Annotated in this window: 14 protein-coding genes and 1 other annotated feature; of the genes, 5 read left to right on the top strand and 9 right to left on the bottom strand. The window is 59.5% G+C overall.

The window, feature by feature from the left end; all coding sequences use genetic code 11:
* From rnd to FHP24_RS04075, 4 genes are all read right to left on the bottom strand, one after another.
* Positions 1 to 1,146 (bottom strand): ribonuclease D, encoded by a 1,146-nt coding sequence (gene rnd, locus FHP24_RS04090; RefSeq protein ID WP_139673212.1) that lies wholly within the window; start codon positions 1,144 to 1,146, stop codon positions 1 to 3.
* Between the two features lie 80 nt (positions 1,147 to 1,226).
* On the bottom strand, positions 1,227 to 2,465 hold the full coding sequence (locus tag FHP24_RS04085; RefSeq protein ID WP_139673209.1) for an MFS transporter: 1,239 nt from the start codon (positions 2,463 to 2,465) through the stop codon (positions 1,227 to 1,229).
* A gap of 215 nt (positions 2,466 to 2,680) precedes the next feature.
* Positions 2,681 to 3,136 (bottom strand): DUF411 domain-containing protein, encoded by a 456-nt coding sequence (locus FHP24_RS04080; RefSeq protein ID WP_246091596.1) that lies wholly within the window; start codon positions 3,134 to 3,136, stop codon positions 2,681 to 2,683.
* A gap of 44 nt (positions 3,137 to 3,180) precedes the next feature.
* On the bottom strand, positions 3,181 to 3,552 hold the full coding sequence (locus FHP24_RS04075; RefSeq protein ID WP_139673206.1) for a hypothetical protein: 372 nt from the start codon (positions 3,550 to 3,552) through the stop codon (positions 3,181 to 3,183).
* A 246-nt stretch (positions 3,553 to 3,798) separates the two neighbouring features.
* On the opposite strand from FHP24_RS04075, the gene aspS reads away from it, so the two are divergent.
* The 4 genes from aspS to FHP24_RS04055 all read left to right on the top strand — a co-directional run bounded on the left by aspS (position 3,799) and on the right by FHP24_RS04055 (position 10,129).
* A complete protein-coding gene (aspS, locus tag FHP24_RS04070) occupies positions 3,799 to 5,589 on the top strand; it encodes an aspartate--tRNA ligase (protein WP_139673203.1) in 1,791 nt (596 codons plus the stop codon).
* 198 nt (positions 5,590 to 5,787) lie between these two features.
* Positions 5,788 to 7,893, top strand: coding sequence for a methyl-accepting chemotaxis protein (locus tag FHP24_RS04065; protein ID WP_246091595.1), 2,106 nt, complete (start codon positions 5,788 to 5,790; stop codon positions 7,891 to 7,893).
* Between the two features lie 170 nt (positions 7,894 to 8,063).
* Complete coding sequence (locus tag FHP24_RS04060) at positions 8,064 to 8,399, top strand: DUF1236 domain-containing protein (protein WP_139673199.1); 336 nt, start codon at positions 8,064 to 8,066, stop codon at positions 8,397 to 8,399.
* Positions 8,400 to 8,515: 116 nt separating this feature from the next.
* Positions 8,516 to 8,573, top strand: a sequence feature (sul1 is cis-regulatory element that is thought to sense ions involved in sulfur or methionine metabolism; They are found in Alphaproteobacteria).
* 68 nt (positions 8,574 to 8,641) lie between these two features.
* Complete coding sequence (locus FHP24_RS04055; RefSeq protein ID WP_210237806.1) at positions 8,642 to 10,129, top strand: SulP family inorganic anion transporter; 1,488 nt, start codon at positions 8,642 to 8,644, stop codon at positions 10,127 to 10,129.
* A 56-nt stretch (positions 10,130 to 10,185) separates the two neighbouring features.
* Here the strand turns inward: FHP24_RS04055 and FHP24_RS04050 are convergent, their stop codons facing one another.
* On the bottom strand, positions 10,186 to 11,376 hold the full coding sequence (locus FHP24_RS04050) for a DUF945 domain-containing protein (protein WP_139673196.1): 1,191 nt from the start codon (positions 11,374 to 11,376) through the stop codon (positions 10,186 to 10,188).
* A 193-nt stretch (positions 11,377 to 11,569) separates the two neighbouring features.
* Between FHP24_RS04050 and parC the strand changes: the two genes are divergently transcribed.
* Positions 11,570 to 13,825 (top strand): DNA topoisomerase IV subunit A, encoded by a 2,256-nt coding sequence (gene parC, locus FHP24_RS04045; RefSeq protein ID WP_139673193.1) that lies wholly within the window; start codon positions 11,570 to 11,572, stop codon positions 13,823 to 13,825.
* On the opposite strand, the gene FHP24_RS04040 is transcribed toward parC, so the two are convergent.
* The 4 genes from FHP24_RS04040 to FHP24_RS04025 form a co-directional block, all read right to left on the bottom strand.
* Complete coding sequence (locus FHP24_RS04040; RefSeq protein WP_180355883.1) at positions 13,826 to 14,068, bottom strand: hypothetical protein; 243 nt, start codon at positions 14,066 to 14,068, stop codon at positions 13,826 to 13,828.
* Between the two features lie 112 nt (positions 14,069 to 14,180).
* The gene (locus tag FHP24_RS04035) at positions 14,181 to 14,570 is read right to left on the bottom strand and encodes a type II toxin-antitoxin system death-on-curing family toxin (protein WP_139673187.1); all 390 of its coding nucleotides are present in this window, start codon (positions 14,568 to 14,570) and stop codon (positions 14,181 to 14,183) included.
* Positions 14,571 to 14,792, bottom strand: a complete 222-nt coding sequence (locus tag FHP24_RS04030) for an AbrB/MazE/SpoVT family DNA-binding domain-containing protein (RefSeq protein WP_139673184.1) — start codon at positions 14,790 to 14,792, stop codon at positions 14,571 to 14,573.
* A gap of 58 nt (positions 14,793 to 14,850) precedes the next feature.
* Positions 14,851 to 15,723 carry a DMT family transporter gene (locus tag FHP24_RS04025; RefSeq protein ID WP_139673181.1) on the bottom strand — a complete coding sequence of 291 codons (873 nt, stop codon included), beginning with the start codon at positions 15,721 to 15,723 and terminating at the stop codon, positions 14,851 to 14,853.
* Positions 15,724 to 15,725: the final 2 nt, after the last annotated feature.

The raw sequence follows: 15,725 nt of genomic DNA, 5'->3' as shown, positions 1-15,725 counted from the left end.
TTAAAGCTCGACCGCCTCGACCTTCTTGTTGACGAAGCGCAGTGCAACGCCGCCTTCGATCAGTTTCAGCGCCGTGTCGCCGAAAAGCTCTTTGCGCCAGCCGGATAGAGCAGCCACTTGCGCATCTTCGCCGTCCGACGCGATCTTTTCCAGATCGTCCGTATTGGCAATCACCTTGGCCGCGACGCCCTGCTTGTCCGAGACGAGCTTGAGCAGCACTTTCAGGAGTTCGACGGCAGCCGCAGCGCCTTCCGGCACATGGCTTTGTTTCGGCGGGTGTGGCATGTCGGATTTCGGCAAGGCAAGAGCGGTATTGACGGCTTCGATGATCGCGGTGCCGGAGGCGGAACGTTCCCAGCCCTTGGGAATGGTGCGCAGACGGCCGAGTGCCTCGGTCTCTTTCGGCTGCTGCTGGGCGATTTCGTAGATCGCATCGTCTTTCAGCACGCGTGAACGCGGCACGTTGCGGCTGCGCGCTTCCCGCTCGCGCCACGCGGCGACGAATTTCAGGATGGCGAGTTCGCTCGGCTTGCGCAGCCGTGCCTTCAGCCGCTGCCAGGCGTCGTCGGGATGAAGATCGTAGGTAGACGGGTTCTCGAGGATCGCCATTTCCTCGGTCAGCCACAGGGCGCGGCCTTCGCGCTCCAGCTGTTCCTTCAGCGACAGATAGACATCGCGAAGATGGGTGACGTCGGCCAGCGCATAGTCGAGCTGCTTTTCCGAAAGCGGCCGGCGGCTCCAGTCGGTGAAGCGCGACGACTTGTCGATATGGATATTCTTGATGCGGCTGACGAGCTGGTCATAGGAAACGCTGTCTCCGAAACCGCAGACCATGGCAGCGACCTGCGTATCGAAGATCGGATGCGGCACCAGTCCGCCGAGGTGATGGACGATTTCGATATCCTGCCGCGCGGCATGGAAAACCTTCACCACTGCGGGGTTCGCCATCAGCTCGAAGAAGGGCGCGAGATCAAGCCCTTTTGCCAGCGGATCGACGAGAACTTCCACATCCGGGCTAGCCATCTGGATCAGGCAGAGTTCCGGCCAGAACGTCGTTTCTCGGAGAAACTCCGTGTCGATTGTGATGAATTCCGACTGCGCCAGCTGGGCGCAGGCTTCTTGGAGAGCTGCGGTTGTTTCGATCATTGGTCCGTTCACAAGCGGTGATCAACCTTCCTTTCGCGTTAGGCCACGCATGTCAATACCGGCTGGCGCTTCGTACGGGTTTAGTCCCTGCGATCTTTTTCGGGCGGCGCCGCAAGCCGGTTGAAATAGGCGGATGTGCGCAACAGGGCGCGGAAACGGGAGCGTCGTTCTGATGGCGGAACCGGCGGCCTTACGCCCATGCGCATGAGGGTGAAGATCAGGAAACCGACAAAGATGAAGGACGTGTAGGCGAAGAAGGCGCGTGGTCCGTAATACTGGAGAAGGGTGGCGGCGAGCAGCGGTCCGACGATCGCGCCAACCGACCAGAAGAAAAGCAGGCCTGCCGCGACAAGCGCATATTGTCCGGGTTGGGCGTGGTCGTTTCCATGCGCCGAACACAGCGAATAGAGCGGCATTGAAAACGCGCCGAACAGGAAGACCGCAATGATATTGGCCGTCTCGCTGGATCCGGCGCCGAACGACAGATACCCCCCGGTCAGGATCGATCCGATCGTCGCCCAGACGATGACACGCCGCCTGTCCAGCTTGTCGGAATAAACCCCGAGCGGATATTGCAGCACCACGCCACCAATAATGCCGGCGCTCATGAAGGTGGCGATCGAGGTGATGTCCATGCCGATTTCATGCGCATAGACCGGCCCGATATTGCGGAAGGCTGCCATGGAAAGTCCCACGGCGACGACACCGACAACGGCAAGCGGTGAGATCTGCCAGACGGCCTTGAGGTCGAATGCCACGGCATCCGGCGGGGCGGGGCTGGATTTGTCGGCAACCGAAATCGGCACCAGCGACAGCGTCATGGCAATCGAGATGATGGCGAAGATCGCCTGTCCTTCGATGCCGATCGTCGGGATGAGATATTGCGCGAAGGTGACGGAGCCTAAATCGACGAAACGGTAGATCGACAGCGTTCGCGCCCTGTTTTCATTGGTGACCTTGGCGTTGATCCAGCTCTCGACGGTGGCAAACAGGCTGGCGACCGCAATGCCGATGAGAAAGCGCAGGAATGCCCAGGCGACAGGGTCGATCACCTGCGCCATCACGATGGAGCAGGAGGCTCCGATGGCGGCCATCGCAGCAAAGGTGCGGATATGCCCAATCGATCGCAGCAGTCGCGTCACGTAGATGCAGCCGACGGCGAAGCCGACGCTGTATCCGGCGCCAATCATGCCGATCACCGTCGGTGAAAAGCCCTCCGCCGTGCCGCGCAGCGCAATATAGGTCCCCTGAAGCCCGTTCCCGCCGATGAGGATTCCTGCGGTAACGAGAAGGGGCACGAGAGGGCGGATATGGGACATCGGGAATCTTTGCGTGGGGGTGTTGGCAAAGCTCTAGCCTGATGCGCATGGAAACGACAGGGCGGAAACCACACAAGGCATCCTTGCGTATACGAATATTACGAACTTGCGGATAAGCGCGATGCAGTCACCGAGACGTTCTCCACTCCTGGCCTGCGTTGTGTGACCAAGGGTGGGTGGATGCGTGCTGGTGGGGATGGGGAGACGTGCCGCTGTTACGGTCTGATCTCCATATAGACCGACTGGCTGCCGTCTCTGTTGAGGCCAACGACATCATAGGATGCCGATGGATCCTCGCCCATTCCCAGAGAGCCACTCGGCATGCCGGGGACGGCAACGCCGATGATCTCGGGGCGTTCCTCCAGCACGCGCTTGACGGCTTCGAGCGGCACATGGCCTTCGAACACATAGCCGTCCGCCACGGCAGTATGGCAACTCCAGGCATCGTCCGGTACGTTGTGACCGGTCTTCAATGCGTCCATGTCCTCTACATTTTCCATGCGAAGCGCAGTGTCGGATGCCGTCAACGCCTCGGCCCATGCTTCACAGCAGCCGCAATAGGGGCTTTTGTAAACCACCATTTCTGCGGCAGTGGCATTGGTGGCAATAACAGATGCTGCGCTCAGCAATGCGAAGGCGAGCGATCTCGCCGCAAATGTGTTTCTGTTCACGATAATCTCCTTGGATCGGCGAACGGATGTTTCTGTTCGGGCGGTCAAGCCGCCTGTCGATAGCCGATCGGAGATTTCGGAGGAGGTGAGGGCGGTCCGTTGCGCAGGGAGGAAAAGGACGCGTCGTCTGAAAAGGTCCAGGCCGATGAATACGGGAACTGCATCGCGATAGGGCAATCCGGCAGGATTGCCGCCGCCGCTGATTGCAACTGGCAAGACGCTATCGCACAGCCTGCCTTGGAACACTGTTTCTCGACCAGATGGCCATCCATCGGTGCATGCCCGGGATGCAGGACCAGTTCGGCATGGCTGACATAGATGTGAACCGGTGCCGGTTGCGGGCCATAGGCGGCGGGTCCGCGCGACAGGAACAGCGCGGCCAGAAGCAACAGCGTGACCTGGATGAACTTGACCATACAGCTATAGTCGCACCGCTGGCCTGAACAATGAAGATGCCCTCGACGGACATAAGCACGCAGGCCGATGGTCGAGAAGATACAGGCTGATGCCGACTATCATGTGCCAAGCGGCCTTGCCAAAGCATTGCAACCTTGACAAATCGGAGCACACATGCGCTTTTCGCGCCGATTTTCCATGTGATCGGCGGCCGTGCATCGCACGCCATAAAAGCCGTTCCAAAGCATCAGTCCAGGATTGAAGTCATGCATCGTTACCGCAGCCACACCTGTGCAGCCCTCCGCAAGTCGGATGTCGGCTCCAATGTCCGCATCTCCGGCTGGGTCCACCGCGTACGAGATCATGGCGGCGTCCTGTTCGTCGATCTTCGCGACCATTACGGCATGACCCAGGTCGTCTGCGATCCGGATAGCCCGGCCTTCAAGTCGGCCGAAATCGTCCGCGGCGAATGGGTCATCCGCATTGACGGCACCGTCAAGGCGCGCTCGGAAGACACCGTCAACAAGAACATGGCGACCGGCGAGATCGAGCTTTACGCGCGCGAAATCGAGGTTCTGTCGGCTGCCAAGGAACTGCCGCTGCCGGTGTTCGGCGAGCCGGAATATCCGGAAGACGTGCGCCTGAAGTATCGCTTCCTCGACCTGCGCCGCGAAACGCTGCACAAGAACATCGTCAAGCGCACCCAGATCATCGCCGCCATGCGCCGCGAAATGACGATCGGCGGCTTCACCGAATATTCGACACCGATCCTGACTGCTTCTTCGCCGGAAGGCGCACGCGACTTCCTCGTCCCGTCGCGTATTCACCCCGGCAAGTTTTTTGCCCTGCCACAGGCACCGCAGCAGTACAAGCAGCTGATGATGGTGGCCGGTTTCGACCGCTACTTCCAGATCGCGCCCTGCTTCCGCGACGAAGACCCGCGCGCCGATCGCCTGCCGGGCGAATTCTACCAGCTCGACCTCGAAATGAGCTTCGTTACCCAGGAAGAAGTCTGGGAAACGATGGAGCCGGTCATGCGCGGCATCTTCGAAGAATTTGCAGACGGCAAGCCGGTCACCCAGGAATTCCCGCGCATCCCTTATGACGTGGCACTGCGCAAATATGGTTCCGACAAGCCGGACCTGCGTAACCCGATCGAAATGGAAGCCGTCACCGAACATTTCGCCGGTTCCGGTTTCAAGGTGTTCGCCGGCATGATCGCCTCGAACCCGAAGGTCGAGATCTGGGCGATCCCGGCCAAGACCGGCGGTAGCCGTGCATTCTGCGACCGCATGAACGCCTGGGCGCAGAGCCAGGGCCAGCCCGGCCTCGGTTACATCTTCTGGAAGGAAGAGGACGGCAAGGTCGCCGGTTCCGGCCCGCTCGCCAAGAATATCGGCGAAGAGCGCACCGAAGCCGTCCGCACCCAGCTTGGCCTCGAGGCGGGCGATGCCTGCTTCTTCGTCGCCGGCGAACCGGAAAAGTTCTACAAGTTTGCAGGCGAAGCCCGCAACCGCGCCGCCGACGAACTGGGTCTGTCCAACAAGGACCAGTTTGCTCTCTGCTGGATCGTCGACTTCCCGTTCTTCGAATACAACGAAGACGAAAAGAAGATCGATTTCGCCCACAACCCGTTCTCGATGCCGCAGGGTGGTCTCGACGCACTGGAAAATCAGGATCCGCTGACGATCAAGGCCTACCAGTACGACATGGTCTGCAACGGTTTCGAAATTGCTTCGGGCTCGATCCGTAACCAGCTGCCGGAAGTTATGGTCAAGGCGTTTGAAATGGTCGGCCTGTCCCAGCAGGACGTGGAAGACCGCTTCGGCGGCCTCTACCGCGCCTTCCAGTACGGTGCTCCTCCGCACGGCGGTATGGCAGCCGGCGTCGATCGCGTCGTCATGCTGCTGACCGGTGCAAAGAACCTGCGCGAAATCACGCTGTTCCCGATGAACCAGCAGGCGCAGGATCTTCTGATGGGCGCACCGTCGGAAGCCAGCCCGACGCAGCTGCGCGAGCTGGCGATCCGCCCGATCCCGCCAGTCAAGAAAGACTGATTTCGATCTTAGACTTGCACATCGTCAAGTGATTGCGACGGCGGCCCTTTGGGTCGCCGTTTTGCGTTGGCACGCAACACATGAATGCATTCCTGCGTTGCAAAACTGTCATTGAAATTTCGCCTTCGGATTGATGTTTATTTAAGGTCCGGCAGGCAGTTATCCCGAAAAATAGATTCTCATCTCGGGATTTCAGACTTGGCCTTCTTTTCGAACCTTCGCATTTCTCACCGTGTGCTTTTGCTCGCCGTTCTGGCTCTGGTCGGGATCATCGCAATCTCCGCGATATTCATGGGCCAGCGGCAGGTAGAGGCGGGGTATCGAGCGACCACGGATATGTTGACGGAAAAACAGGCTCAAGTTGCGGGCATGTCGGCGAGCGTCCGCGACAGTCTTTTATGGGAGCAGTCGTTTCTGCTGCACAAGGATATGGCCGCAGTCGAGAGGTTTCAGAAGGCGATCGGCGAAGTCCGCTTCGGGCTGGAGGGGTTGAAGGTCTCGGCAACCGGCGATTTGAGCGGCCAGATAAACGAGTTGGGCAATGGCTTGAATGTTTATGAAAGCGCTTTTGCCGCACTGGTCGCGGACAATCAGAATCTCGGCCTCGACCAGGATAGCGGGCTTGAAGGCGCGATGCGTTCGGCAGTTCACTCGATCGAGCAGCGGCTGGATTCGGTCGAGGACATAGCCATTCGCGCCAGCATGTTGATGATGCGACGCCACGAGAAGGATTTCATCCTTCGCGGTAATTCGTCCTACCTCGATAAACATGCCGCCGAGGCCGAGACTTTTACCGCTCTGGTCAAGCAGGCCTTCCGCCCCGGTGCGCAGCGTAGCCGCGTTTTGGACGCGCTTGAAGTCTATCGCACGGCCTTCAGGCTTTATGCCGAAGGCAGTCTCAAGCAGATCGCCTCCGCGGAGAACGTATCGACGATCTACCGGGCATTGGAGCCTCAGGTGGAGGCGGTGCGTGCCGCTTATGAAGCGCAGCGAAATACGGCGCTGGCGGAAAACAGCAAGGTTGCCGAGCGTAATCTGATGATTGTCGCAACCCTTCTGTTGAGCGCGATTGCGACACTGGCTGCCGGTGTCTGGCTGGTAGGACGCTCGATCACGCAGCCCGTTGCCGCCATGACCTATGCGATGCGCAAGCTGGCCGGCGGCGAGACGGATATCACCATTCCCTCGCTGAACGCGCGCAACGAATTCGGTGCCATGGCGGATGCGCTCGAAACCTTTCGCCAGGCGGCGATTGCCAATCACCGTCTCGAGGAGGAGGCCGCACAGACACGCGCCAATGCCGAGGTCGAACGCGAGCGCTTGCGCGCACAGGCGGAAGCCGATGCCCGCAGCCTGTTGCAGCAGGCGACGAAGGGGCTGGCAGCCGGATTGCATCGTCTTGCCGCAGGCGATCTGTCCTTCACGCTGTCCGAACCCTTTGCGCCCGATTTCGAAACATTGCGAAGCGATCTCAACCAGACGGTAGCGCGACTTGCCGATGTGATGTCGGAAATTGCACATGCCAGCGGTTCGATCGAAGGTGGAAGTCGCGAGATCGCTGGCAGCGCCGACGATCTGTCCCGACGCACCGAACAGCAGGCGGCTTCACTGGAAGAAACCGCAGCGGCTCTCGACGAGATCACCGCCAATGTCGGCAATTCCTCGCGCCGGTCGCAGGAAGCCCATAGCCTTGCGAGCGACGCGAACAAGGCGGCAGAACAGACAAGCGACCTTGTCGCGAAAGCGCTGGATGCCATGCACCGTATCGAAGGCTCGTCCGCAAGGATTTCAGGCATTATCGGCGTGATCGACGAGATCGCTTTCCAGACGAACCTCTTGGCGCTGAATGCCGGTGTCGAGGCGGCAAGGGCAGGGGATGCAGGTCGCGGCTTCGCGGTCGTCGCACAGGAAGTGCGCGGACTTGCAAGCCGCTCGGCCGATGCCGCACGCGAGATCAAGAAACTCATTCGGGTCTCTGCTGACGAGGTCAAGGACGGAGTGCGCTCAGTACGAGACACCGGTGAAGCCCTGACCGGGATCAGCGCCCGCATCGAGGCAATCAACGTTCAGGTGGAAGCGATAGCGGTGTCCGCCCGCGAGCAGTCGGTAGGGCTCGGCGAGATCAACAGCGCCGTCAACCTGCTCGACCAGGGTACTCAGCAGAACGCGGCGATGGTCGAGGAAAACAATGCCGCCAGTGCACTTCTGATGACGGAAGCTCAGAGACTGCGCGAACTCGTTGGCATGTTCCGGCTTGCCCATGGGCAAGAGGAGGAGCGACGGCTCGATAGCCGCGCCGCCTGATCGCGTGGAGGTTCTGGCCGGTGCTTGTCCAGGATTGTATTCCGGGCAGGTGCTTAAGTGCTGCTCCGATTTTGCCACAGTTTCCGCCACAATTAAGGCGGGTAAAAAGACGGAACCATCTTGGCCAAGCCGGGTTGTTACTGCCAGCAATAAGCTCAGGGAGAAGCAATATGCGCAAGTTCACGATGGCCGCCACCGCGGCATTTTTCGCTCTGTCGGCTTCGGCCTATGCGCAGAGCACCGTCATCATTCAGCAGGCACCGACCGACCCGGTCGTCACCCATTCGGCAGGTCCGCTTCCAGGCGAAGTTCGCACCTACGTGATGGAGCAGGAGCCGGTCGATTCCATCCCTTACGAAGGTGACGTCCTTGTCGGGCGCGTGCTGCCAGATACAGTCGAGGTGCGCCCGGTGCAGGGATATGACAATTACGGCTACACGATCGTCAATGAGCGTCGCGTAATCGTCGATCCGCAGACGCATACGGTTATCCAAGTTCTGGAATAATACCGATCGCATCATTTCCGGTAACCCGGAACCTGGAACCCGGAAGGTTGCGGCCTTCCGGGTTTTGTCGTTTTATGTTGCCGCCTCTCGTCGCGGCGTCTAAATAGCACGCACCACAAGGACTCGGGTGAAACTCCCGGGTGGCTCTTCCGGCCGCCGATCCGCCGGACAACGCAAAGCATCAGCCGTTTTTCACACCCCGGATCTTTCCTGCGGCGATGCGCGAATGTGTGCAATTTTCCATGATCAGTTTTGCAAATTACCGCCGCGAGTGGTTCTCCAATATCCGCGGCGATGTGCTTTCCGGCATTGTCGTTGCCCTGGCGCTTATCCCCGAGGCCGTGGGCTTTTCGCTCATCGCCGGTGTTGATCCCAAGGTAGGGCTGTTCGCTTCCGTTGCGATCGCCTGCACCACGGCCATTACCGGCGGTCGTCCGGCAATGATCTCGGCGGCAACGGCAGCCACGGCCGTCCTGATGGGGCCGCTGGTAAAGGAGCACGGCATCGAATATCTCTTTGCTGCAACGCTTCTGATGGGTGTGCTGCAGATCATTGCCGGCATGCTGAAGCTCGGCCGTTTGATGCGCTTCGTCTCGAAATCGGTGATGACCGGCTTTGTCAATTCGCTAGCGGTCCTGATCTTCATGGCCCAGCTGCCGCAGCTGATCGGCGTGCCCAATATCACCTATCCCCTGATCGCCCTGGCGCTCGCGGTGATTTATCTTTTTCCGCGCATCAGCAAGGCGGTGCCGTCGCCGCTGGTGGCCATCATCGTGGTCACGGCGGTAACCCTGACCTTCGGCATCCATGTGCCGACAGTTGCCGATCTCGGCGAAATGCCGACAGCCCTGCCGGTCTTTGCGCTTCCCATGGTGCCGCTGACATTCGAGACATTGCAGATCATCTTCCCCTATTCGCTGGCGCTGGCCGCGGTCGGACTGCTGGAATCCCTACTCACCGCCCAGATCGTCGATGACATGACGGATACGGTCAGCAGCAAGACCCGCGAATGCGTCGGGCAAGGGACGGGCAATATTGTTTCCGGCCTGTTCGGCGGCATGGGCGGCTGTGCGATGATCGGCCAGTCGGTGATCAACGTCTCTTCAGGTGGTCGCGGACGTCTTTCCACCTTCGTCGCTGGCGCGTTTCTGCTGGTCCTGCTTCTCGTTCTCGACGATGTGCTTCGCATCGTGCCCGTTGCAGCCCTGGTAGCGATCATGATCATGGTCTCGATCGGCACCTTCTCATGGAAGTCGATCGTCGATCTGAAGCGCCATCCCGGTACGTCGTCCATCGTCATGCTGGCGACTGTTGCCGTTGTGCTCGTCACCCATGATCTGTCGAAGGGCGTCATCGTCGGCGTGCTTCTGTCGGGTGTCTTTTTTGCCGGCAAGGTGGCACGCATGTTCAAGGTAGTTTCTCGAACGGCGTCCGATGGCGCGTCGCGAACCTATGAGATCGAAGGCCAGGTCTTCTTTGCCTCGACCCACTCCCTGCTTCAGGCCTTCGATTTCGAGGAGAGGCTTGAACGTGTGACGATCGACGTCAGCCGCGCGCATCTTTGGGACATATCCGCCGTCGACGCGCTGGATCAGATCGTCCTGAAATTCCGCCGCCGCGGCGCAGACGTCGACGTGAAGGGCGCCAATGAGGCCAGTGCCAGCATGATCGATCGCTTCGCTTTGCACGACAAGGACCATGCCTCTCTCGCAGCAACTCCGACTCACTGACATGAAAAACGCCCGGCAGAATTATCTGCCGGGCGTTTCAAATTTCAGCGACGATATCAGTCGTTCGCCTTGACCGTCACGCCGAGAACCTTGGGCAGAGTATTCGGAGCGCCCATACCCGCACCGAGGATCATCGGGAACGGGACCGGGTTCTGCGGCTGCGCGGTGATCGTCAGGTTGCCCGGCTTGTCGAGATAGGTGTTGACGGCTTCGCTCAAGGCATTCTGCAGTTCCGGGATGTTGTACTGGGCAAGCACCATCGGCGTCATCGCCTTGACCATCTGTGCGATCTGGTCACCAGTCGTGCCCTGCTGCTTGCCGACGACGTCCAGCCCCTTTGCGGTAATGCCGGCATCGTCGAAGCGGACCATGGCGCTGTTGAAGGTCAGCCGCTGCATCAGGCCGAGCATGGCGAGATTGGCGGCCTGTTGGGCCTCTTCCTTGTTAGGATTGGCTTCCATGGCGCGCGCCGTCTCATTGGCGGAGCGGACGAAGTCGAGCGTATAACCGGACAGGCTGATCGCCATGTCGAGTTTGCCGATATTGGCGAAATCGAAGGCATATTCCTCGATTGCCAGTGTGCCGGGTGCAAGGTCCCAACTGCCGACCATGCTGATCTTGCCGTCGAGTGAGTTGATGCCGAGATCCGAAATTGTCTGCTTGGTGTTCGGATCGTCGATTGTGCTGAGGTCGGCCTTCACGTCGGAGACCTGCAGGTCGAAGCCGACTTTCTTTTCGTCATCGGAAACGTCTGTCGTCAGCTTTGTCGATCCGATCGATGCGACACTCTTGCCATCGACTTTGACCTCGATCGGCCCGACGTTTGCTTCATCGTAAAGCATGACGGAATCAAGCGTGTTGCCATTGGTGCTGGCCGGAACGGTAACGCCGCTGATTGAAATGTCGGAGGCATTCACCTCCGTCTTTTCCTGATGCATCCGGATATTCTCGAAAGTCACGCTGTCGATCGTATAGCCGCCGGCATCTTCTTCGATGCCTTCCAGCTCGATCGTTCCGAGCGGCAGGCTGCCTTGGCCGTTTCCGGCGTCGAAACGGCTGTTTCTCAGCGTGACATCAGAGCCATTCACCTCGACCGAGCCGGGCACGAGGCCTTGGCCCTGCTGCATGTAGAGCGCACCGTTGATCTTCCTGACGAGATCGTTCCCATCGAGCGCGAAGGCTGGCGTCGAGAGCGCGAAAATGGCGGTTCCGGCCGCAAGCAGCCTGGCCGAGGGAACGTAACGCATGAATATCCTCCTGAGGGCAGGGGCCTGCCTGTGAAATCAATGGCATTTATAGGTCTGGCGACTGAAAGGTCCATGGCTTTAAGAGCCGGGGTCTGAGCCATTTTTGTGACGCCCTTATCAAAGGGTTAGTTTCTCCACAGGCTGATATCCCCGCTTTGTTGCTGAAAACCGGGCTTTCAGCTAGTCAGGGTCCATGGGACAGATCGTGAATCCGCCCGGCGGCGACGGCGGCGACAATATTTTACCGGTGGACCTCAAGGCAGCGCTCGAAGAGCGCTATCTCGCCTATGCGCTGTCCACCATCATGCACCGCGCCCTTCCGGATGTTCGTGACGGCTTGAAGCCGGTCCACCGCCGTATCGTCTATGCGATGAGCGAGATGGGTCTTCGCCCGAACGCCGCCTTCCGCAAATGTGCCAAGATCGTCGGCGAAGTGATGGGTAACTATCACCCGCATGGCGACCAGTCGATCTACGATGCGCTGGCGCGTCTGGCCCAGGATTTCTCGCAGCGTTACCCGTTGGTCAACGGCCAGGGCAATTTCGGCAATATCGACGGCGATAGCCCCGCCGCCATGCGTTACACCGAAAGCAAGATGACGGCGGTGGCCGAACTTCTGCTCGAGGGTATCGGCGAGGATGCCGTCGATTTCCGCGAGACCTATGACGAGAGCAATTCCGAGCCGACCGTATTGCCGGGCGCCTTCCCGAACCTGCTTGCCAATGGTTCGACGGGCATCGCTGTCGGCATGGCGACGTCGATCCCGCCTCACAACGCCCATGAGCTTTGCGATGCGGCGCTGCATCTGATCAGGCATCCGGATGCAACGGTCGAGAAACTGGTCGACTTCGTGCCCGGTCCGGACCTTCCGACCGGCGGTATCATCATCGACAGTCGTGAATCGATCATCGAGAGCTACAAGACCGGCCGTGGTGGTTTTCGCGTTCGCGCCAAGTGGGAGATCGAGGATCTCGGTCGCGGCGGTTACCAGATCGTCGTCACCGAAATTCCCTATCAGGTGCAGAAGTCGCGTCTGATCGAAAAGATCGCCGAGCTGCTGATCGCCCGCAAGCTGCCGCTGCTGGACGATATCCGCGACGAGTCGGCCGAAGACGTGCGTGTCGTCATCGTACCGAAGAGCCGTACCGTCGATGCGACGCTCTTGATGGAATCGATGTTCAAGCTGACCGAGCTTGAAAACCGCATTCCGCTCAATATGAACGTGCTGTCGATGGGCCGCGTGCCCAAGGTGATGGCGCTGAACGAGGTGCTGATCGAATGGCTGGCGCATCGCAAGGATGTCCTCGTCCGCCGTTCGAACCATCGTCTGGCTGCGATCGATCGGCGCCTTGAGATCCTGGGCGGCCTGCTCGTCGCCTATCTCAACATCGACGAAGTGATCCGCATCATCCGCGAAGAGGATGAGCCGAAGCCGGTGATGATGGAGCGCTGGTCGCTCACCGATATTCAGGTCGAAGCCATCCTCAACATGCGGCTGCGCGCCCTGCGCAAGCTCGAAGAATTCGAGATCCGCACCGAGCATGATAACCTGACCAAGGAAAAGGCCGAGATCGAGGCACTGCTCGCGTCCGACGACAAGCAGTGGCGGATGATCGAAGTCGAGATCCAGGACGTCAAGAAGAAATATGCCAAGGCGACCGAACTCGGCCGCCGCCGCACCCAGTTCGCCGATGCGCCAGAGGCAGACCTCGAAGCCATCCAGCAGGCGATGATCGAGAAAGAACCGATCACCGTCATCATTTCGCAGAAGGGCTGGATCCGCGCGCTGAAGGGCCATGTTGCCGATACGTCGAGCCTCACCTTCAAAGAAGGTGATGGTCCGAAGATCGCCTTTACGGCGCAGACGACCGACAAGCTGCTGCTCGTCACCACCGGCGGCAAGGCCTATACGCTCGGCGGCGACAAGTTGCCCGGCGGCCGTGGCCATGGCGAGCCGATCCGTATCATGGTCGACATGGAAAACGATCAGGACATCCTGACTTCCTTCGTCCACGATTCAAGCCGCAAGATGATCATCGCCTCGACTTCGGGTTACGGTTTCATCGTCGCCGAGAGCGAGATGGTCGCCAATACGCGAAAGGGCAAGCAGGTGATGAATGTCGGCATGCCTGACGAGACGAAGCTGGTCGTGCCTGTTTCCGGCGATCATGTCGCCATTGTCGGTGAAAACCGCAAGATGGTGGTCTTCCCGCTGGAGCAGCTGCCGGAAATGACACGCGGCAAGGGCGTTCGCCTGCAGCGTTACAAGGATGGCGGCATTTCCGACATCAAGTGCTTTGCGATGGATGCAGGTCTCTCGTGGGAAGACAGCGCCGGCCGCGCCTTCAACCGGTCGAAGGAAGAACTTCTGGAATGGATGGGCGACCGTGCCTCGGCTGGCCGCACCGTTCCGAAGGGGTTCCCGCGCAGCGGCAAGTTCGCCGGCTGATCAGTTCCTTGCGAGCTCTTTGAGCGCCGCATAGTAATTTCTCATCGCCGCACTGGCGATGAGTTCCCGGTTCCCCGGTGCCTCGGCCTCGCTGGATCTGGTCGCCACGAATTCGATATGGCCCGTGTCCGAATGTATTTCGACGTGGTCGCCTTCTTTCCAGCCAAGCCTGTCGAGATGTTCCTGCGGCAGCATGATGCCGCACCGTTCCCCAATGCGCTGAATGATCACTGTCTCGCCCATCATCGCCCTCCGTCGATGGAGGTGATATGATATCATGTATGAGCGATAAAATATACGGTGATGAACGGATGGTACGGTCGTCGCGCGGAGGCGCTCCGATAAGCTTGCAGATTTATCCCGGATAGGCGACGCTGTGGTCGCGAAGGAAACGCGTCGCGCCGTCTTCGTCTATCTCGCCAGCGGCTACGGCGAGGACGAATTTATAGAGTATAATTTCATCCGCCTCGATCATATAGCCATTGTCCATCAGGAAGACACCGGCTGCAACGATGGCTATTCGCTTGTTGCCGTCAATGAAAGCGTGGTTCATTGCAAGGCCATAAAGATAAGCCGCGGCAAGTTCGATGATATCGGTCGAGCCATACGCGACCTTGTTGACCGGTCGCATAAGAGCAGATTCCAGTGCGCCCTCGTCACGCAGACCGTATGCGCCGCCGAATCTTTCGATCTGCCGGTGATGTAAGCGTTCGACGAGTGGTCTGCTCAGGAAGCTGACGGCCATTTATTCCGCCAGCTTTTTCAGGGTGGTCTTGTATCTCTCCATGAACCGCTCCGCATGGTCCATCTGACGTGCAAAATCATCGTCGAGCGGTTTGAGAACCAGTCGCCCTGCTTCTTCATCAAGCGCGACACTATCCCCCGCCTTCAGCCCCAGACGGTCCAGAACTTCCTTCGGAATGATGATGCCTTCGGAATTGCCGATTTTGCGGATGGTCGTGTTCATCTTCGAGCCTCATGTTGCAACGCTGTTATAACATGAGGCCAGCACTCAAACAACGGACCTATAGGACGCTGACGTCGGGTTGCCGTCTACGCAACTGCCATAGAGCATGGCCGATGAGCGCGAGGATCAGGATTGCGCCGCCGGTAAGGGTGCGTTGGGAAATTTCTTCGGCGAAGATCGACCATACCCAGATGGGCGCCAGCACCGTCTCTAGCAGGTAGCACATGCCCACTTCGGCGCCCGACAGATATTTGGGCCCGACCGCCAGGCACCAGAAAGCCAGCGGTATGAGCACGAGGCCGTCGAGCAGGACCCAGAACGGCTGTGGGACGGTGGTCAAGCCGTCCGGCTGCATCATCGTCAGGCCGATGATTGCAGGAATGATGGTCGCGGCGAGGGGAACGAGGCCGAGATCGGCGCGGCTCTTGCGCCCGACGGTGATCGCGCCGGCGAGCAGCAGCGTCGTTGCCAGCGCCGACATGTTGCCCAGCAGTTCGCCACCCGACAGGCCGCCCGAGACGATGATCCCGACGCCGAGGATCATCAGACCCATGGTAATCCAGGTCGATCGCGACGGATGTTCGTTCAGCAGCAGCCATCCGAACAGGGCGGCGAACATCGGTGTAAAGGCGACGATGAAAACGACGTTGGCCGTTGCCGTGTTGAAGACGCCGCCAAGGAACGTGATGGTCGAGAGGCCATAAAAAAGACCGGCAAGCAGCCCGGCCTTTCCGGGCCGCAGCACGGAATTGTCTGGCTGGAAACGGCGTAGGAGCAGCCATATGACTGCGCCGAGGGCAAAGGTGGAGAGACTGCGCAGGGCAAGTGTCTGCCAGAGTTCGCCGCCGCCAAGCCTCACGAGCGGTACGTCGAATGACAGCGCGATGCCTCCGATGATCGTGATGATCAGCCCTCTGCGGTGACTGTTCATTG

Origin of the sequence: Aliirhizobium smilacinae (assembly GCF_006335145.1) — a bacterium.
GTDB lineage: Bacteria > Pseudomonadota > Alphaproteobacteria > Rhizobiales > Rhizobiaceae > Neorhizobium > Neorhizobium smilacinae.
The sequence above is the reverse complement of the archived record's forward strand: the minus strand, read 5'-3'. Positions and strand labels throughout refer to the sequence as shown.